16 protein-coding genes and 1 tRNA gene are annotated in these 17,936 nt (G+C 64.9%); 8 read left to right on the top strand and 9 right to left on the bottom strand.

Features of this window, described 5'->3' with window-relative positions:
* The first annotated feature begins 202 nt into the window (after window positions 1-202).
* Together V3C33_03215 and V3C33_03210 are read left to right on the top strand one after the other, a co-directional pair.
* A complete protein-coding gene (locus V3C33_03215; protein ID XAS68346.1) occupies window positions 203-1,885 on the top strand; it encodes an ABC-F family ATP-binding cassette domain-containing protein in 1,683 nt (560 codons plus the stop codon).
* Entirely contained in the window at window positions 1,882-3,795 is a 1,914-nt protein-coding gene (locus V3C33_03210) for an ABC transporter ATP-binding protein (GenBank protein XAS68345.1), read from the top strand. Before V3C33_03215 ends, V3C33_03210 begins: the two co-directional genes overlap by 4 nt.
* A 47-nt stretch (window positions 3,796-3,842) precedes the next feature.
* Here V3C33_03210 and V3C33_03205 read toward each other — a convergent pair whose 3' ends face one another.
* The 3 genes from V3C33_03205 to V3C33_03195 form a co-directional block, all read right to left on the bottom strand.
* Window positions 3,843-4,241 (bottom strand): NUDIX domain-containing protein, encoded by a 399-nt coding sequence (locus V3C33_03205; GenBank protein XAS68344.1) that lies wholly within the window; start codon window positions 4,239-4,241, stop codon window positions 3,843-3,845.
* The gene (locus V3C33_03200) at window positions 4,238-4,780 is read right to left on the bottom strand and encodes a DUF6314 family protein (protein ID XAS68343.1); all 543 of its coding nucleotides are present in this window, start codon (window positions 4,778-4,780) and stop codon (window positions 4,238-4,240) included. Before V3C33_03200 ends, V3C33_03205 begins: the two co-directional genes overlap by 4 nt.
* Before the next feature lies 1 nt (window position 4,781).
* Window positions 4,782-4,854: transfer RNA gene (locus V3C33_03195), tRNA-Arg, on the bottom strand.
* Window positions 4,855-4,941: 87 nt separating this feature from the next.
* Between V3C33_03195 and V3C33_03190 the strand changes: the two genes are divergently transcribed.
* On the top strand, window positions 4,942-5,745 hold the full coding sequence (locus V3C33_03190; protein XAS68342.1) for a DUF998 domain-containing protein: 804 nt from the start codon (window positions 4,942-4,944) through the stop codon (window positions 5,743-5,745).
* On the opposite strand, the gene V3C33_03185 is transcribed toward V3C33_03190, so the two are convergent.
* Entirely contained in the window at window positions 5,737-6,378 is a 642-nt protein-coding gene (locus V3C33_03185; protein ID XAS68341.1) for a hypothetical protein, read from the bottom strand. The two genes, V3C33_03190 and V3C33_03185, sit on opposite strands and share 9 nt — an antisense overlap.
* A 93-nt stretch (window positions 6,379-6,471) precedes the next feature.
* On the opposite strand from V3C33_03185, the gene V3C33_03180 reads away from it, so the two are divergent.
* The 5 genes from V3C33_03180 (at window position 6,472) to sucD (ending at window position 12,983) form a co-directional block, all read left to right on the top strand.
* Window positions 6,472-7,320, top strand: a complete 849-nt coding sequence (locus V3C33_03180) for an inositol monophosphatase family protein (protein XAS68340.1) — start codon at window positions 6,472-6,474, stop codon at window positions 7,318-7,320.
* A 114-nt stretch (window positions 7,321-7,434) separates the two neighbouring features.
* Window positions 7,435-9,927, top strand: coding sequence for a DNA helicase PcrA (gene pcrA / locus V3C33_03175; GenBank protein ID XAS68339.1), 2,493 nt, complete (start codon window positions 7,435-7,437; stop codon window positions 9,925-9,927).
* A 40-nt stretch (window positions 9,928-9,967) separates the two neighbouring features.
* Window positions 9,968-10,675 (top strand): hypothetical protein, encoded by a 708-nt coding sequence (locus V3C33_03170; protein XAS69630.1) that lies wholly within the window; start codon window positions 9,968-9,970, stop codon window positions 10,673-10,675.
* A gap of 224 nt (window positions 10,676-10,899) precedes the next feature.
* Window positions 10,900-12,069: an ADP-forming succinate--CoA ligase subunit beta gene (gene sucC, locus V3C33_03165; GenBank protein ID XAS68338.1), complete on the top strand. Its 1,170-nt coding sequence runs from the start codon at window positions 10,900-10,902 to the stop codon at window positions 12,067-12,069.
* 11 nt (window positions 12,070-12,080) lie between these two features.
* A complete protein-coding gene (gene sucD / locus V3C33_03160) occupies window positions 12,081-12,983 on the top strand; it encodes a succinate--CoA ligase subunit alpha (GenBank protein XAS68337.1) in 903 nt (300 codons plus the stop codon).
* 93 nt (window positions 12,984-13,076) lie between these two features.
* Here sucD and rbsD read toward each other — a convergent pair whose 3' ends face one another.
* The 5 genes from rbsD to V3C33_03135 are packed head-to-tail and all read right to left on the bottom strand — an operon-like array spanning window position 13,077 to window position 17,934.
* Entirely contained in the window at window positions 13,077-13,460 is a 384-nt protein-coding gene (gene rbsD / locus V3C33_03155) for a D-ribose pyranase (protein XAS68336.1), read from the bottom strand.
* On the bottom strand, window positions 13,457-14,389 hold the full coding sequence (locus V3C33_03150; GenBank protein XAS68335.1) for a ribokinase: 933 nt from the start codon (window positions 14,387-14,389) through the stop codon (window positions 13,457-13,459). The genes rbsD and V3C33_03150 overlap by 4 nt, the downstream gene beginning before the upstream one ends.
* Window positions 14,386-15,330: a substrate-binding domain-containing protein gene (locus V3C33_03145; GenBank protein ID XAS68334.1), complete on the bottom strand. Its 945-nt coding sequence runs from the start codon at window positions 15,328-15,330 to the stop codon at window positions 14,386-14,388. Before V3C33_03145 ends, V3C33_03150 begins: the two co-directional genes overlap by 4 nt.
* 55 nt (window positions 15,331-15,385) lie before the next feature.
* Window positions 15,386-16,357 carry an ABC transporter permease gene (locus V3C33_03140; GenBank protein ID XAS68333.1) on the bottom strand — a complete coding sequence of 324 codons (972 nt, stop codon included), beginning with the start codon at window positions 16,355-16,357 and terminating at the stop codon, window positions 15,386-15,388.
* A gap of 35 nt (window positions 16,358-16,392) precedes the next feature.
* Window positions 16,393-17,934 carry a sugar ABC transporter ATP-binding protein gene (locus V3C33_03135; protein XAS68332.1) on the bottom strand — a complete coding sequence of 514 codons (1,542 nt, stop codon included), beginning with the start codon at window positions 17,932-17,934 and terminating at the stop codon, window positions 16,393-16,395.
* Between the last annotated feature and the right edge of the window lie 2 nt (window positions 17,935-17,936).

The following is a 17,936-nucleotide window of genomic DNA, read 5'->3' as shown; positions in this document are numbered from 1 at the left end:
GCTCTCTTCAGAACGGATGGTTGGCTAGATTTTACCGCGACATCCGGGCCCGGTCCCGGTCCGATTTTACCTGTGGGTTGGATTCTACTAGGGTGGTATGTCGAACCCGTTGGTCCGTACACCCCCCAAGTCCGGACCGGCGGGTTCTCTTATGCCCGCCCGCTTTCCAGACGGATCCGGGCTGCGGTGAGAGGATGGACTAATGACTGCAACCCTAGTTGCCAAAGACCTTTCCGGCGGTCACGATCACCGCACTTTGTTCGCCAAACTCTCGCTGACGGTGGCACCCGGCGACGTTGTGGGCGTGATTGGTGCCAACGGTGCAGGCAAGTCCACGCTGCTCCGCCTGCTGGCCGGCGTTGACGATCCCCAGGCCGGCACGGTCACCCTGTCCCCCGCTGACGCCTTTGTGGGCTGGCTCCCGCAGGAGCACGAGCGGCTCGCCGGTGAGTCCATCGCCGGGTACATCGGCCGCCGGACGGGCTGTGCCCAGGCAACGGCCGGCATGGAGTCCACGGCTGAGGCCCTTGGCTCCGGAGCTCCGGGCTCCGACGACGCCTACTCCCTGGCCTTTGATCGCTGGATGGCGTCCGGCGCGGCCGATCTCGAAGAGCGGATCCCTCCGGTGCTGGCAGACCTTGGCCTGGATGTGGGACCGGACTCGGAGATGACGGGGCTGTCCGGTGGCCAGGCAGCGCGCGTGGCCCTCGCGGCGCTGTTGCTCAGCCGGTTCGACATCGTGCTGCTGGATGAACCCACCAATGATCTGGACCTCAACGGACTGGCCAAGCTGGAGTCGTTCGTGCAGGGACTCCGTGGCGGTGTGGTGCTGGTGTCCCACGACCGGGAGTTCCTGGCGCGTTGTGTCACCACCATTGTGGAACTGGACCTTGCGCAGAACTCCGTGGCGGTTTACGACGGCGGTTATGAGGCTTTTCTGGAGGAACGCGCCGTTGCACGGCGGCATGCACGCGAACGCTTCGAGGAGTTTGCCTCCACCAAAGCGGACCTCGTTTCCCGGGCCCGGACCCAGCGTGAATGGAGTTCCCAGGGCGTGCGGAACGCCATGAAGAAGAGCCCCGACAACGACAAAATCAGGCGTGCGGCCAGCACCGAATCCTCGGAGAAGCAGGCACAGAAGGTCCGGCAAATGGAATCCCGCATTGCCCGCCTGGACGTGGTGGAGGAACCCCGCAAGGAATGGCAGCTGCAGTTCAGCATCGGTCAGGCCCCGCGTTCCAGTTCAGTGGTGGCAACCCTGCGCGACGCCGTGGTGCGGCAGGGTGATTTCACGCTGGGGCCGGTGAACCTTCAGCTCAACGCCGGCGAACGGATCGGCATCGCCGGACCCAACGGCGCCGGCAAGTCAACGCTGCTCCGCCTGCTGCTGGGAGTGCAAAAACCCGATTCGGGCGACGCCTCCCTGGGTGCGTCCGTGGCCATCGGCGAGATCGACCAGGCCCGCGGGCTGCTGGCCGGACACCTGTTTCTGGGTGACGCCGTCGAAGCGGTCCTCCCGGCCATGGCGCCCGCCGCAGTCCGCACGCTGCTTGCCAAGTTCGGGCTCAGGGCAGACCACACGGGGCGGACAGTGGACTCGCTGTCCCCGGGCGAACGCACCCGCGCCGCGCTGGCCCTGCTGCAGGCCCGCGGCGTGAACCTGCTGGTTCTGGATGAACCCACCAACCACCTTGACCTGCCGGCCATTGAACAGCTGGAGGAAGCGCTGGAAAGCTACGACGGCGCCCTCCTGCTGGTCACGCACGACCGCCGCCTCCTCGAGAACATCCGGCTGGACGTCCGCTGGAACGTGGAAAACGGCGTGGTGACCGAACTGATGGCCGGAGCGGACATGACCACCGGAAAGAAAGAGTCCAAGCGATGAGTATGGAACGCGTTGCCTGGGGCTCCCTCTACAACATCACCCGCGCCAAGAGCGGCTCGCAGCCCTTCTCCAAGGCGCTGCTGAAACGGGTCTTCGGCTTTGCCCTGCCACACCGCGGCAAGCTCATTGCCTTTGTGGCGCTCTCGATTGCCATGGCCGTGCTCGCAGTTGCCACTCCGGTTCTGGCCGGCCAGGTGGTGGACGCGATCATCGCCGGGGTTGGCACGGACGTGGTGATCCGGCTCGCGCTGCTGATCGCGGCCGTTGCGGTGGCAGAGGCAGGCCTCGGGCTGGTGACCCGGTGGCTGTCGTCCACCATCGGCGAGGGCGTCATTGTTGACCTGCGCACCAAGGTTTTTGACCACGTCCAGAGAATGCCCATCGCCTTCTTCACGCGCACCCGCACCGGAGCGCTGGTCAGCCGGCTGAACAACGATGTGATCGGGGCGCAATCGGCCTTTGCCGGAACGCTGTCCGGCGTGGTCAGCAACGTGGTGGCTCTGGCGCTGACGCTGGCGGTCATGCTGGGCAAATCCTGGCTGGTCACGGTGCTCGCCATGATCCTGCTGCCCATTTTCCTCATCCCTGCGCGCCGGATGGGGTCCAGGCTGGCGGATCTGCGGCGTGAGGCAGCCGACCACAACGCCGCCATGGGTACGCAGATGACCGAACGGTTCTCCGCCCCCGGTGCCACGCTGGTGAAGCTGTTCGGCAGGCCCGACGAGGAATCCCGCGAGTTCGCGCTGCGGGCCGGACGCGTCCGGGACATCGGCATCCGCACCGCCATGCTGCAGTTCACATTTGTCACGGCACTGACCCTGGTATCCGCCCTGGCGCTCGCGCTCGTGTACGGCCTGGGTGGCTGGCTGGCAATCGGCGGGCAGCTCGCCGCGGGCGACGTTGTGGTGCTGGCGCTGCTGCTGACCCGCCTGTATGCGCCGCTGACCGCACTGTCCAACGCCCGCGTTGAGATCATGAGCGCCCTGGTCAGCTTCGAGCGTGTGTTTGAAATCCTGGACCTCAAACCGCTCATCCAGCAGAAACCCGGCGCCATGGCTGTCCCGCCAGGGCCGGTATCCGTGGAGTTCGACGACGTCCGCTTCGCCTACCCGTCGGCAGACAAGGTTTCCCTGGCATCGCTTGAGGAAGTCTCCACGCTGGACACCCGCGGCGGCGAAGAGGTGCTGCACGGCATCAGTTTCAGGGTGGAACCGGGGCAGACCGTCGCGCTGGTGGGCTCCTCGGGTGCCGGAAAGTCCACCATTGCGCAGCTGCTCTCGCGGCTGTACGACGTCGATTCCGGCGCCGTACGGCTCGGCGGCTCGGGCGCCGGGACAGGGGTGGACGTCCGTGACGTCACCTTCGATTCCATACGCGCCACGCTGGGCATGGTCACCCAGGACGGGCACCTGTTCCACGAAAGCATTGCCTCCAACCTGCGGCTGGCCCGGCCCGAGGCCACGGACGAGGACATGTGGGATGTGCTGCGCCAGGCGCGGCTCGAGTACATGATCCGTTCCCTGCCCGATGGGCTGGACACGGTGGTGGGGGAGCGCGGCTACCGGCTCTCGGGCGGCGAACGCCAGCGGCTCACCATCGCACGGCTGCTCATCGCGCAGCCACGGGTGGTCATCCTCGACGAGGCCACGGCCGCGCTGGACTCCACGAACGAAGCCGCAGTACAGGCCGCGCTGGGCGTGGCGCTCGAGGGGCGCACCGCCGTCGTCATTGCCCACCGGCTGTCCACCATCCGTGCCGCGGACGTCATCCTGGTGGTTGAAGACGGTGCCATCGTGGAGCGCGGAACGCACACGGCGCTGCTGGAACGGGAAGGCCGCTACGCGGAGTTGTACCGGACCCAGTTCGCCGAGGCCAGCGCCGTGGCTGAAGAAGCCGTTCCGGAGGTTTAGCTTGCTTCACCGGGTGCGGGGATCAGCAGGCCATCCCGGTGCATGGATCATCGCGGTGCAATCGCCGGGAGGATGTGGTCGGTGAGCAACGGCGCCAGGTCGTCCGGCAATTCGCCGGTCAGGTCCAGCCAGCGGATCTCGGCAATTTCGGCGGACGGGTGCGCGGTCCAGACGCCCGGGGCGCTGAATACCGTGGCCTCGATCTCCGTGGCGGCCTCGTTGGCCGCATCAGCCAGCCAGACGCCCATCAGCTTGAGTTGCTCCGGGGCCAGCGCGATCCCCACTTCCTCCTGAAGCTCGCGCGCGGCTGCCTGCGCGGCAGTTTCGCCCGGCTCCGGCTTTCCGCCGGGATGCATGAATTTGTCCGTGCCGCGTTTGCGGACGGTCAGGAGCCGGCCCGCCTGGTCGAAAACGCAGACGGCGGAGACAATAATGCGGGGATTCACGTGTTTGAGCCTAGCCCGTAGGCGCCCGGCTTTTGTGGGCCTGGCTCCTGTAGCCCTGGCAGATGCCGCGAAGGTTGCCGCTGCAGCACGGTCTCCAGCAGCAGGTCCTTCCGTGGCCCCTGCACGTCCCAGCAGTAACCGAAGCTGTCCGGCCCGTGCAGGGTGTAATTCACCCGGTAGGTATCGGGATCGCACCAGTGCTGGTCTTCGTTGGCGGACGCCGCGAAGCTCATCCGGTGGAAGGGCCGGCCGTCGGGAAAGAACACCACCATCGCGTCGCTGGACTCTGCGGGACGCAGCAGGTAATCGCGGCTGGCGGGCCCGGTGAAAGAAGGCCAGCGCATGGTGCCTTCTTCGTGAAGGCGGAGGCCGCCGTCGTCCGCTTCGAAAAAGCGTACGACGCCGGTGAAGGTTCCGCGGGTGCCGGAGGCCCGGTCAACGAGTTTCCGGTCCACGGACCAGCGCCCCGTCAGATCAGCGCCGAGCAGATAGGCGCGAAGCTCGAAAACCGGGCTGGTTCCCGGGACCTGGGGTTTCAAGTGCCCTCGATTGGAATCGAACCAACGACACCGGCTTTAGGAGAGCCGTGCTCTATCCACTGAGCTACGAGGGCGGGCATCCGTAACGGCCGGCAGCGGGGCCGGCACGTCTGGACACGGTTACAAGCATACAAGGTGACAGCGCGTACTACGCTCTTGGCATGACCGCAGCAGCTGCCACGTCCTCCGCCTACGGCGGCTACATCCCCGACATAACCTCAACGCGCCAGTACATCGGTGCCTGGGCGAAGCTCAGCGTGGTGCAGTATTTCGTGGCCGAGGCGGCCGTGATCGGTGCCTGGGGCGGGCCGCAGCCGTACGACCGCCGGACCGGCTACATCAGCGATCTTGGTGCCATCCACTGCGGTATCTACGACGACAGGGACATCTGTTCACCGCTGCATCTGCTGATGAATGTCTCGTTTCTGATACAGGGGCTGGGCATGGTCCTTGGCGCAATTCTGCTGAGCTCTGCCCTGTTGTGCATCGCCGCCAGGCCGGGTGTCCGGGTATCCAGCGGCAAGGCGTACAGGGGGCCGTGGTTCACCGCGGCGGCTGTCCGGGTGCTGAGCGGGACGGCAGGTTCCGGGACCATGTTGGTGGGCCTCGTGCCCGAAGATGCGGGCTCGAGATGGCACTTGACCGGTGCCCTGATGTTCTTCATCGCGGGGGCACTGGCCCTGATCCTGCTGGGTGTGCTCTGGCTCCGGCAAACGCCGCTGGGCTGGATCATCCTGGGCTGCGGTCTGGTATCACTGGCCGCTGTGGTTACCGGCGGCGTCACCGGCATGGATGTTCCGGAACCCGGCACCCTTGAACGGCTGATGGGGTACCCCATCACCATCGGCATGGCCGCCGTGGGCCTGGTGATCGCACAGCGCGTGAGGCACGAACGGGCGCTGGCCAGGGCCCGGCGGCCAGGGGTTGTGGGGCCCGCGCGTGACCGGGGCCGGGGGCTACTTTGACGGACCCGGGGGCTTCCCGGGGGCGCGTTTGCCGAGGAACACCGCGGCGCCGCCGGCCAGCAGGCTCAGCACCAGCAGGACCCAGCCCGCAACGGTGAGTCCGGATGCCAGGGCAACCTGGCCGCCGTCGACCCTTACGGCGGACATCATCGAATCGATGGCCACATTGCCCCACACACGGACCACCACAAACAGGAGGGGAACGGCCCAGAGCGCCCAACGCAGCGGTTTGCGCGCAACATTGGTGCCGATCAGCAGAAGCCAGGTGAAGCCGAAGATCAGCGGGAACAAGGTGCCGGCGGTCTTGTGGACGTAATTGAGCTGACCAAGGGCATCACTGTTCATCACAGCTCGCAACAGCTCAACGAACCCCTGGTCAAAACCGCCGATGAGGGAATCGGGCATGGGCACGCCGCCGGTGAGCTGCGTGAGCTGATCCAGCGTGAGCACGTGCACGTACCAGAATAGGAACAGGCTGGCCACCACCCCCGCAATGACAATGAGGTTGCTGTTGTTCTGTGCTTTCCGCGGTGTGCGGCCGGTGGTGGGGTTGATCACCGGCGGCAGGTGATGCCGGGGTACGGCCGCGTTGGCGCCGTGTTTCTTGATCCGCTGTGCTGGTGTCTTGGCCATGGATCCATTATGGACTGCGGACCGAGGCGGCCTCGGCGCCGGCTGCACGGCATCGCCTGTTCACTCCCACCGGCCGCCGATAGGCTGGGACCCGTGACCGAACTTGGAAGACACAAACTTGGAAGACACAGCGCGGCTGAACTGAGCCCCTCCCTGGACGATGCCGGGCTCGCCTCGGCGCTGGTCCGCGAGGCCGGGATGCTGGCTCTGATGATGCGCCTGGGCGGCCTCGAAGGGCACCGCAAAACGTCGGTTTCCGACGTCGTCACCGCAGCCGACCACGCGGCCGAAGCCTATGTGCTGGAACAGCTGCAGCGCTGCCGGCCCGACGACGGCATCCTGGGCGAGGAGGGCGCCTCCGTCCAGGGGGCAAGCGGCCGGACCTGGGTCATCGACCCCGTGGACGGCACCTACAACTTCCTCAACGGCTCCACCTACTGGTGCTCCGCCATCGCGCTCAAAGACGAACAGGATGTGGTGCTGGGCGCCATTTTCCAGCCGGAGGAAGACAAGCTGTGGCTGGGAGGAACCGGGCGTCCCGCAACACTCAACGGGGATCCCCTCACCAGCTTCTCTGAAGGCGGCGCAGCCCGCGCGGCGCTTCCGCTGGCTGAAATCGGCGCGGCCACGTATATCCATCCCGGCTGGCTGGCCGATCCCCTGTGCGCCATGCCCTGGCACGCGGCGGCGACGTCCGCAGCTTCGCTCCGCATGCTCGGTTCCGGCTCGTGCGACCTCGGCCGTGTGGCCGACGGCGAACTGGGGTGCTGGTTCCAGCACAGCTGCCCGGAATGGGACTGGCTGCCCGGAAAGGCGATCGTCCTTGCGGCCGGCGGGGCCGCCGACGTCGTCCGCGTCAACGGACTTGAGTGGTTCATGGCGGGAGGCACGACGGCGGTGCGCGAGTTGCGCGCCGCGCTCGAGTCAGGCTCGGTGGGCTGAGTCCCTGCCGCTGTCCCGCCGGCTTGATCCACAGGGTCTACGGGCTCCACGGAATCTAAAGGCTCTACAGGCCGGAAGTCAGTGTCGGCCCCACCGCCTAGACTTGAAGGCACCATGGATATGTTGTTTGACCCGTATGCTGACGGACCGTTCAGGGCTGCCTCCAAGGCAGCCGTCCCCACTAAGTCGCGCGCCGAAAACGTGCCGTTCCCGGTTGGACCCGGGGGTGGCGGACCGGACAAGCCCGGGAAGTGGGCACGCCCGCAGCTGCCTGATGCCAAGGAACTGCTGCAGGGCTTGAACCCGCAGCAGGAGGAAGCAGTCAAGCACTCCGGCAGTGCGCTGCTGATTGTGGCGGGCGCCGGATCAGGCAAGACCAGGGTGCTCAGCAACAGGATCGCCTACCTGATCGCCACCGGCCGTGCCCACTACGGCGAGATCCTTGCGATCACCTTCACCAACAAGGCCGCCGCGGAGATGCGGGAGCGTATTGAAGCCCTGGTGGGTGCCAGGGCCAAGACCATGTGGATCTCCACGTTCCACTCCTCCTGCGTGCGGATCCTGCGCCGCGAGGCTGGAAACATCGGCCTGAACTCCAACTTCTCCATCTACGACTCCGCGGATTCCCTGCGGCTCATCACCCTGGTGTCCAAGAACCTGGAGCTGGACCCCAAGCGGTTCGCGCCCAAGGCCATCCAGCACAAAATCTCAGCGCTCAAGAATGAGCTGATCGACGACGACGCCTACGCGTCCGGCGCCAACCATAACGATCCCTTCGAGGCTGCCGTGGCCGACGTCTACAAGGGCTACACCCAGCGCCTGCGCCAGGCGAATGCCATGGACTTTGACGATCTGATCGCCCAGACCGTCTACATGTTCCGGGCCTTCCCCGCACTGGCTGACTCCTACCGCCGGCGCTTCCGGCACGTCCTGGTGGACGAATACCAGGACACCAACCATGCGCAGTACGCACTCGTGCGCGAAATCGTGGGCGAGGGACCCGGCTCGGCCGAGCTCACCGTCGTGGGCGATTCCGATCAGTCCATCTACGCTTTCCGCGGCGCCGACATCCGCAACATTGTGGAGTTCGAGAAGGACTACCCGGACGCGCAGACCATCAAGCTGGAGCAGAACTACCGCTCCACCCAGACCATCCTGAGCGCGGCAAACTCGGTGATCTCGCGGAATCCAAACCGGCCCGAAAAACGGCTGTGGACTGCCGAGGGCGACGGCCACAAAATTATCGGCTACGTTGGCGAAAACGAGCACGACGAAGCCCGGTTCATCGCCAAGGAAATCGACCGGCTGCAGGACGAGGACAACCTCCGCCCCGGCGACGTCGCCATTTTCTACCGCACCAACGCGCAGTCCCGGTCCATTGAAGACGTGCTGGTCCGCGTTGGACTGCCGTACAAGGTGGTGGGCGGCACCCGGTTCTACGAGCGCAAGGAAATCAAGGACGCGCTCGCGTACCTGCGGGTGCTGGTCAACCCGGACGACGACGTCAACCTCCGCCGGGTGCTCAACGAACCCAAGCGCGGCATCGGCGACCGCGCCGAGGGTGCCGTGGCGTCCCTGGCCCAGCGCGAGCGGACGTCCTTCATGGCCGCCGCACGCCGCGCCGAGGAGGCGCCGGGCATGGCCACCCGCTCGGTCAACGCCGTCCTGGGCTTTGTGAAACTGCTTGATGATCTGGCCGAGGTGGCTTCGGGATCCGGCGCTGCCGCGGCGCTGGAAGCAGTGCTTGAACAGACCGGCTACCTCGCCGGATTGCGTTCCAGCACTGATCCCCAGGACGAGTCCCGGGTGGAAAACCTGGCGGAACTCGTCGCCGTCGTGCGTGAATACGAACAGGAGAACCCCGAAGGTTCCCTGGGCGCCTTCCTGGAGCAGGTGTCCCTCGTGGCTGACGCAGATCAGATCCCTGACGCCCCGGGCGCGGACATCGATGCCGCCGTTGCGGAAGCCAAGCGCCTGGGCGTGGTCACGCTGATGACCCTGCACACGGCCAAGGGCCTGGAGTTCCCTGTGGTGTTCCTGACCGGTATGGAGCACGGCCTGTTCCCGCACCAGCGTTCGGCCACGGACCCCAAGGAACTCGCCGAGGAGCGGCGGCTGGCCTATGTGGGCCTGACCCGTGCGCGAAAACGGCTTTACCTCACCCGCTCCGAGGTCCGAAGCATGTGGGGCCAGAGCCAGTACAACCCGGCCAGCCAGTTCATCGAGGAGATCCCGGCCGAACTGGTGGAGTGGAAGCGCGAAGGATCCAGCCGGCAGGCCGGCGGCTGGGGGAGCGGTGCGCCCATCGGCTCCAGCCGGTACGGCGGATCGTTCTGGGGAGCAGGCGCCTCGCTGGGTGCTGCAGCCAGCCCCACTGCAGGGTTCAACGCGGATGTGCCGGCAGCCGTCGCCAAAAACCGGGTCCAGCCGCAAAAGGAAGTTGTCGCCGTCAGCGTGGGGGACAAGGTCAACCACACCAGCTTCGGCAACGGCACGGTGCTCGCAGTTGAGGGCGCCGGGGACAAAACCGTGGCCAAGGTGACGTTCGGCATCGGCGAGAAGCGCCTGCTGCTGCGGTACGCGCCGCTGACCAAACTGGATTCCTAGCTGGCCCGCCTGGATTCCCGGCAGCATGGCGGCAGGCATAATGGTTGCCATGCGACGGACTGTATTGGGGATCCTGGCCGCCCTCTTTCTGCTGACGGCCACTGCCTGCACCTTCACCGAGACGGATCCGGGTTACGTAGCGCCGCCGCCGCTGCCTGCACTGGAGCAGCTGGAACAGGCACCGGTGATCGATGGCAGCAGTTTTTCCAGCGGCGAGAACGTCCTGAACTTCGTCACCGAAGACCGGAATGTGGTCTGCTCGCTGACATCAGCCCGCGGGGAACACCTTAACCTGCCGTATGAACAGAACAGTTTCGCCGATGCGGCCAACAACAAGCTGTCGCTCGTTCCGGTGGCCCATTGCGAGCTGGCGGCCTATCCCAGGCCAAGGGCTGCGGACACCACGGACACCTGCGCCGGCACCGGACTGGGCTACCTTGGCGGGATCGCATTGCTCACTCCGGACAAGGCCAGTTACGGCGGATGCCGTTCCGGCGTCACGCAGATGGAATCTGAATTCGGGCCCGAGGGCAGCAAGGATGGGCCCATCTCCAAGCTGCCGGTGCTTCAGGACGGGCAGAACATGGAGCGCAACGGTCTGCGCTGCTCGGCATACAACGGCGGAGTAGCCTGCGGAAACCTCTCAGCGGGCGTCGCTTTCTTCATCAGCAAGGACCGTTACGAACTGATATCCGGAGGCCGTAAAAAGGCCCCGGCCACCCCTTCCGGGGCCCCAAAAACCCCGTAATCCAGCGGTTTTTCTACGTCTCATAGAATAGTGTCGTTACTCACATAACAGGTAGTGTGGAACTGGCTGAGCCCTGCAGGGGACTAGAGTTCCCAGTGGAGCATTGCGCCGTGTGGCTCGTTTCCAAAACAGCCGCAGGGTGCTTGCGTTCCGCAGCCCGGTAACCGCGATTACGTGGGGTCCGGCTGTACAGAAACTACTTCGACGTAGAAGGACACTAAACCGTGGACCTGTTTGAATACCAGGCGCGCGATATGTTCGAGGCGCACGGTGTACCCGTGCTTGCTGGCATCGTGGCGTACACCCCAGAAGAAGCAAAGGCAGCTGCCGAGAAGATCGGCGGCGTAACTGTCGTCAAGGCCCAGGTTAAGGCCGGTGGCCGCGGCAAGGCCGGCGGCGTGAAGGTTGCCAAAACCGCCGATGAGGCGCTTGGGCACTCCACCAACATCCTGGGCATGGACATCAAGGGCCACACCGTTAACAAGGTGATGATTGCCCAGGGTGCGGATATCGCCGAGGAATATTACTTCTCGGTCCTGCTGGACCGGGCCAACCGCAACTACCTGGCCATGTGCTCGGTAGAAGGCGGCATGGAAATCGAGCAGCTCGCCGTCGAACGCCCTGAGGCACTGGCCAAGATCGCTATCGATCCGGCCGTGGGCATCGACCAGGCCAAGGCGGACGAAATCGTTGCTGCAGCCGGGTTCGCTGAGGAACTGCGCGGCAAAGTCGCCGACGTCATCCTCAAGCTCTGGGACGTTTTCAAGAAAGAAGACGCAACTCTGGTTGAGGTCAACCCGCTGGTCCTCACCGGTGCGGGTGACATCGTCGCCCTCGACGGCAAGGTGTCCCTGGACGAGAACGCCGACTTCCGCCACCCCAAGCACGCACACCTTGAAGACAAGGACGCTGCTGACCCGCTCGAGGCCAAGGCCAAGGCGCAGGACCTCAACTACGTCAAGCTGGACGGCGAAGTGGGCATCATCGGCAACGGCGCCGGGCTTGTCATGTCCACGCTGGATGTTGTTGCCTATGCAGGCGAGAACCACGGCAACGTCAAGCCCGCCAACTTCCTGGACATCGGCGGTGGAGCTTCCGCCGAGGTCATGGCTGCCGGCCTTGACGTCATCCTGGGCGATCCGCAGGTCAAGGCTGTCTTCGTCAACGTCTTCGGCGGCATCACCGCCTGTGACGCCGTGGCCAAGGGCATCGTTGGCGCGCTGGCCGAGCTGGGCCACTCCGCGAACAAGCCGCTGGTAGTCCGCCTCGACGGCAACAACGTTGAGGAAGGCCGCCGCATCCTGGCCGAGGCCAACCACCCGCTGGTTACCCTGGCCGCCACCATGGACGAGGGCGCCGACAAGGCTGCCGAGCTCGCCAACGCAGCGAAGTAAAGGGACCCGTTATGTCTATTTATCTGAACAAGGACTCCAAGGTCATCGTCCAGGGCATCACCGGCGGCGAAGGCACCAAACACACCGCCCTGATGCTGAAGGCGGGCACCAACATCGTTGGCGGCGTCAACGCCCGCAAGGCCGGCACCACGGTCCTGCACGGCGACAACGAAATCACCGTTTTCGGCACCGTCAAGGAAGCCATGGCCGAGACCGGTTCTGACGTTTCCATCGTCTTCGTGCCGCCGGCCTTCACCAAGGACGCCGTCATTGAAGCCATCGAGGCCGGCATCGGCCTGGTCGTCATCATCACCGAAGGCGTGCCGGTCCAGGACTCTGCCGAGTTCTGGGCACTGGCGCAGTCCAAGGTCGACGCCGACGGCAAGCAGGTCACCCGGATCATCGGCCCGAACTGCCCCGGCATCATCACCCCGGGCGAGGCCCTCGTAGGCATCACGCCGGCAAACATCACGGGCAAGGGCCCCATCGGCCTCGTCTCCAAGTCCGGTACCCTGACCTACCAGATGATGTACGAACTGCGCGACCTGGGCTTCTCGACCGCCATCGGCATCGGCGGCGACCCGGTCATCGGCACCACCCACATCGACGCCCTGGCAGCCTTCGAAGCCGACCCGGAGACAAAGGCGATCGTCATGATCGGCGAGATCGGCGGCGACGCCGAAGAACGTGCCGCGGACTACATCAAGGCGCACGTCACCAAGCCGGTTGTCGGCTATGTAGCCGGCTTCACAGCTCCGGAAGGCAAGACCATGGGCCACGCCGGCGCCATCGTCTCAGGCTCCGCCGGAACCGCACAGGCCAAAAAGGAAGCCCTCGAGGCTGCAGGCGTGAAGGTCGGCAAGACGCCGTCCGAGACCGCCAAGCTCCTGCGCGAGGTCTTCGCAACCCTCTAGAACCAAAACAACGCGGGGTCACTTACGGCCCATTCCACTCGCTGGGATGGGCCGTAGGTGACCCCGCGTTGCTGTTTAAGTTCGGAAAGCGGTCTAGAACGGAACGCCGCACGTCAGCAGCGTGTTGGCGTAAGGAGTCGCCTCGCCCGTGCGGATGAGCAGTTTGGCACAGCCGGACAGCTCCTTGAGCTCTGAATGGCTGATATAGCTCACCTGATCGAAGCGGCCGCCGACCCACTTTTCCGCCTCAGTGCCGCGGGCCTCGTGGGCCATGACGCTGCTCTCGAATACCAGATCGTCAAGCAGGGCGGTCAGTACCTGTTCAAAGCGTGGCACGCCGTGCACCAGCGCAAGGTCCACCACCGGAACCCCTGCAGGGGCCGGCATTCCGCAATCTGCCAGCAGTATCAGGTCCCCGTGACCCAAACGGCTAACAGCCGCGTTGAGCTCAGCATGGAGAATTCCACCGCGCTTCACAGCGCCACGTCCGGGAGTGCGTCGGAGGACCGGGGGTAAGAGGTTTGGGTTCCGTGACCCTGCACCGCGAAGGCGCCGACCCTGGCTGCAAAAGCCGAAGAGTCCAGCAGCGATTCCCCGGCAGCCAGGCGGGCGCTGAGCGCGCCGACAAAGGCGTCGCCTGCACCGGAGCTGTCCACGGCATTGATCTGCGGGGCAGGCACGAGGAAAGTGCCGGCGTCGTCCGAACAAATGGCGCCTTGGGCGCCCCTGGTCAGCACCACGGAGGCGATGCCCTGTGACCGGAGTGCCGCAACCAGTTCTTCGTCGTCAGCGGGAGCTACCGCCCCCGGAACCAGCTGCGAAAGCACCAGGGCGCCTTCATGCTCATTGACCACCAGAGGATTTGCCGATCGGATGACGGCGGCGTCAACGGCCACCACCGGTGCGAGGTTCAGCAGGACCCGGCCCGTGGCGAGCCGGGCCGCTGCCGCGATGCCCCCGGCCGGAATCTCACCCTGCAGGACCACGACGGCGGCTTCCGCAATCTGCGCCGCAGCCGCCTGAACCACTTGAGCGTCCATCGAGGCATTCGCACCGGGGATGACCACGATGGTGTTCTCGCCGTCGTCCGCCACGCAGATGAGCGCCAGCCCGGTGGGCCCGTCCACCGTCCTGACCGCGCCGAGACCCACTCCGGCGGCCTCCAACAGTTCCGTCGCGAGGGCTGCAGGAGCATCGTTCCCCACCGCACCGATCAGGCTCACGCTGGCGCCCAACCGGGCCGCGGCAAGGGCCTGATTCGCGCCCTTGCCCCCCGGGAGCAAAGAGATGGAACTGCCCAAAAGAGTCTCGCCAGGAAGCGGATGACGTTCCACCCGGACCGCCTGGTCGATGTTGATGGAGCCGACTACGGTGACTTTCCCGGCCGACTGTTGCTGTGCTGTCACTTGCTGAATTCGCCAACGTTCGCCTTGTTCACGGTGACGACGCTGACCGGAACAGTGGCATCGACTTTTTCGCCCTTGAGGATCTTGGCGATCTGCTCGACTGCCAGCTGCCCCAATTTCGCCGGCTGCTGTGCGATCGAGGCCACCATGGTGCCGGCCTTGATCGCGGCAAGTCCATCCGCGGTTCCGTCAAAGCCCACAACCTTGACCTCTATACCGGCTTTGGCACCCAGGGCCTGGACAGCGCCCAGGGCCATTTCGTCATTTTCGGCGAAGACACCCGTGACGCCGGGGTGGGCCTGGAGCAGGTTCGTGGTCACATCCAGGGCAGCGGTCCGGTCAAAGTTTGCCGTTTGCCGGGCGACGATCTTGATGTTCGGGAAGACTTTCATGCCCTCGGCAAAACCGGCACCGCGATCACGGCTGGCAGACGTTCCCGCAACACCCTGCAGGACGATGATGGTGCCCTTATTGCCCAGCGCAGCAGCAAGTTCGGCGGCAGCCTGCTTGCCACCGGCAACGTTGTCGCTGGCAACCAGCGAGGTGAGGGTGGCGTCGTTGACCGTCCGGTCCACGCCCACCACCGGAATATTTGCTTTGCTCAGCGCCGTTACCGAGGCGGAGGCTGCGTCCGAATCGACAGGGTTGACGATCACGGCCTTGGCAGCGGCAGTCTGGGCGTTGGCAAGCTGGTTGGCCTGCGTCGCCGAATCGTTCTGCGCGTCCACCACCTCGAGGTGGATGTTAGCGGTCTTGGCGGCTGCCTGGGCACCGTCCCGGACCTCAATGAAGAACGGGTTGTTCAGGGTGGAGAGGGCAAGGACCACTTTGGGATTGCTGCCCGCCGCAGAGTCGCCCCCACGGTTGCAGGCGGTGGCGCCGGTGAGCAGTAGGGCTGCAGCGGCAGCCAAGGCCGCAGTGCGGCGGAGAGAGAGCTTCATTGTTCTTTCCTTTGTTTCTTGAGGGGCTGAGAAGAGTGTTGGGTGGTTGAGAAAGCTAGCTGGAGCGGGTTTTGCGGCGAAGGACGTCCACGCCAACGGCCAAGGCAATGACTGCGCCGATGACAACCTGCTGCCAGAACGAGGTGACGTTGAGCAGATTCAGGCCGTTTCGGATGACTACCAGCACGAGTGCTCCGACGATCGTGCCGGAGATCCGGCCCAGGCCGCCGGCCAGCGACGCACCACCGATGACGACGGCGGCAATCGCGTCCAGTTCGTAGCCCGCCGCAGCCTGTGGTTGTGCCGAGTCCAAGCGGCCGGCGAGCAGCAGCCCTGCCAGTGCGGCGAAAAGCCCGGCAAGGGCAAAGACTGTGACGGTGATCTGTTTGACCGGCAGGCCGGACAGGCGCGCAGCCTCGGCGTTGCCTCCGACGGCGTACATGGAACGGCCGATGACAGTCCGGTTCAGCATGAAGGACGCCACGCCGGCTGCGATGACCAGCACGACGATCGGGGTGGGAACGGGGCCGATGTTGCCGCCAAGAAAGGACACTTCCGGTGCCGTCTTGATGGGGCGTCCGTCCGAGATCACGAGGGTCAGTCCCCGGGCGATGCTGAGCATTGCCAAAGTGGCAATGAACGACGGCAGCTTGCCGTAGGCGCTGGCAATACCGTTGACCATGCCCACCACCAAGCCGGTCAGCAGGCCAATCAGCAGGGCGAGCCCGCCGGGTAAGCCGGAGGAAACGAACATGTATCCGGAGACCATGGCGCTGAGCGCCGCGACGGATCCCACCGAGAGGTCGATGCCGCCGGCCACGATCACGAAGGTCATTCCGAACGCCAGGATAGCGACAGTGGAAACCTGAATGCCGATGTTCAGCAGGTTCGGTCCGGTGAGAAAATCCGGTGTGATGATGAACAATGCAAGCGCCAGCACCAGCAGGCCGACCAAGGCGCCGTTATTGGCCAGGAACTTCTTGAGATCGAATCCCCGTTGTGGCTGGGCCACCGTCGCAGTGGACATAAGCGTGTTCCTTGTCTGTGACTTCGATATGAGCGTCATCGGTCCGTTTCCGTGTCTCTTGCAGCCAGCGTCATGACGGCGTCCTGGGTGGCATCGGCGGCATCGAGCTCGCCGGCGATTTCGCCGTCGCGCATCACCAGAATGCGGTCGCTCATTCCCAGCACTTCGGGAAGTTCGCTGGACACCATCACTATTGCGCCGCCGGCGGCCGTGATCTGGTTCATGAGTTCGTAAATTTCCACCTTGGCGCCAACATCGACGCCGCGGGTTGGTTCATCCAGCAGCAGTACAGTGGATTCGGCCATGATCCAGCGGCCAAAGACGGCTTTCTGCTGGTTTCCGCCGGAGAGCGACCTGGTGGGCTGGTCAATGTTGTGCATGCGGATGCGCAGTGTTTTGGCGATCTCTTCAGCCTTGCGCCGCTGCCCGGCAAAGTCCGCCAGCCCCAGCCGGGAACTGGACTTCAGCGTCGCGTAGCCCAGGTTTTCATTCACCGAAGCATCAAGGACCAGTCCCTGGACCTTGCGATCTTCGGGAACATGCCCGACGCCGGCGGCAATGGCCGCGCCCACGTCACCTTTGGGGAGTCTTTTGCCGCGTACGCTGACGGTTCCGGCGTCGTGGCGGTCCACGCCCGCAATGGCACGGATGACTTCGGTACGTCCCGCTCCGACGAGGCCGGCGATTCCCAGGATTTCACCGGCTTTGACGTTGAAGGAGATGTTGTTGAAGCGGCCTTTCGAGCCCAGCCCTTCGACGGCGAGAATATCCTTGGCCGCCCTGTCTCCACCGGCCTGGCGGGGAAACTGCTCGTCGATGCTGCGGCCAACCATGAGCCGGACCAGCTCATGCTCGGGGGTTGAGCCGGGCACCTCGGCGATGAACTCGCCGTCTCGCAGTACGCAGACGGAATCACCGATCTCGGCAATCTCCTCAAGATGATGGCTGATGAACAGCATGCCCACCTGGTGCGCCCGGAGCTCCTCGACCACACGGAACAGGTTCTCTGTTTCATGCTTGGTGAGGGCCGCCGTCGGCTCATCCAAAATCAGCACTTGAGCGTCAATGCTCAAGGCCTTGGCAATTTCCACCAGCTGTTGCTGGGCGATTCCCAGCTCACCGACCAACGTGTCGACGTCGACCTGGAGACCAATCCGGTCCAAGGCGGCCTTGGCCTGGCGGCGCAGTTCACGCCGATCCACCATGCCGAATTTCTTCGGGGTGCGCCCCAGCATGATGTTCTCAGCAATACTCATGCTGCCCACCAGATTCAGTTCCTGGTGGATGGTGGCAATGCCATGAGCCTCTGCCGCACGGGTATTGGGGAGCGTGACGGCTTTGCCACCAATAAGGATCTGACCGCTGTCCGGCTGGTAGACCCCGGCCATGATTTTGATCAGGGTGGATTTGCCTGCCCCGTTTTCACCAAGGAGCACCTGCACCTTGCCCGGATAGACATCGACGGTGACGCCCTTGATCACAGTGACCGGACCGAAGGACTTGCTGATGTTCTTCAGCGTGACGAGGGGCTCACCGGGACGCTGTGCGGCGTCGCGGTTGGAGGGGTGGTCAGTCATGT

The sequence above is a fragment of the Micrococcaceae bacterium Sec5.7 genome (assembly GCA_039636785.1).
Lineage (GTDB): Bacteria > Actinomycetota > Actinomycetes > Actinomycetales > Micrococcaceae > Arthrobacter.
The sequence above is the reverse complement of the archived record's forward strand: the minus strand, read 5'-3'. Positions and strand labels throughout refer to the sequence as shown.

What these genes read in the sequence shown, in the direction of transcription:
- V3C33_03190 (XAS68342.1), top strand. Translation starts at nt 4,942, where the DNA reads ATGACCGCAGCAGCTGCCACGTCCTCCGCCTACGGCGGCTACATCCCC.
- V3C33_03210 (XAS68345.1), top strand. Translation starts at nt 1,882, where the DNA reads ATGAGTATGGAACGCGTTGCCTGGGGCTCCCTCTACAACATCACCCGC.
- V3C33_03215 (XAS68346.1), top strand. Translation starts at nt 203, where the DNA reads ATGACTGCAACCCTAGTTGCCAAAGACCTTTCCGGCGGTCACGATCAC.
- V3C33_03140 (XAS68333.1), bottom strand. Translation starts at nt 16,357, where the DNA reads ATGTCCACTGCGACGGTGGCCCAGCCACAACGGGGATTCGATCTCAAG.
- pcrA (XAS68339.1), top strand. Translation starts at nt 7,435, where the DNA reads ATGGATATGTTGTTTGACCCGTATGCTGACGGACCGTTCAGGGCTGCC.
- sucD (XAS68337.1), top strand. Translation starts at nt 12,081, where the DNA reads ATGTCTATTTATCTGAACAAGGACTCCAAGGTCATCGTCCAGGGCATC.
- V3C33_03135 (XAS68332.1), bottom strand. Translation starts at nt 17,934, where the DNA reads ATGACTGACCACCCCTCCAACCGCGACGCCGCACAGCGTCCCGGTGAG.
- V3C33_03170 (XAS69630.1), top strand. Translation starts at nt 9,968, where the DNA reads ATGGTTGCCATGCGACGGACTGTATTGGGGATCCTGGCCGCCCTCTTT.
- V3C33_03145 (XAS68334.1), bottom strand. Translation starts at nt 15,330, where the DNA reads ATGAAGCTCTCTCTCCGCCGCACTGCGGCCTTGGCTGCCGCTGCAGCC.
- V3C33_03185 (XAS68341.1), bottom strand. Translation starts at nt 6,378, where the DNA reads ATGGCCAAGACACCAGCACAGCGGATCAAGAAACACGGCGCCAACGCG.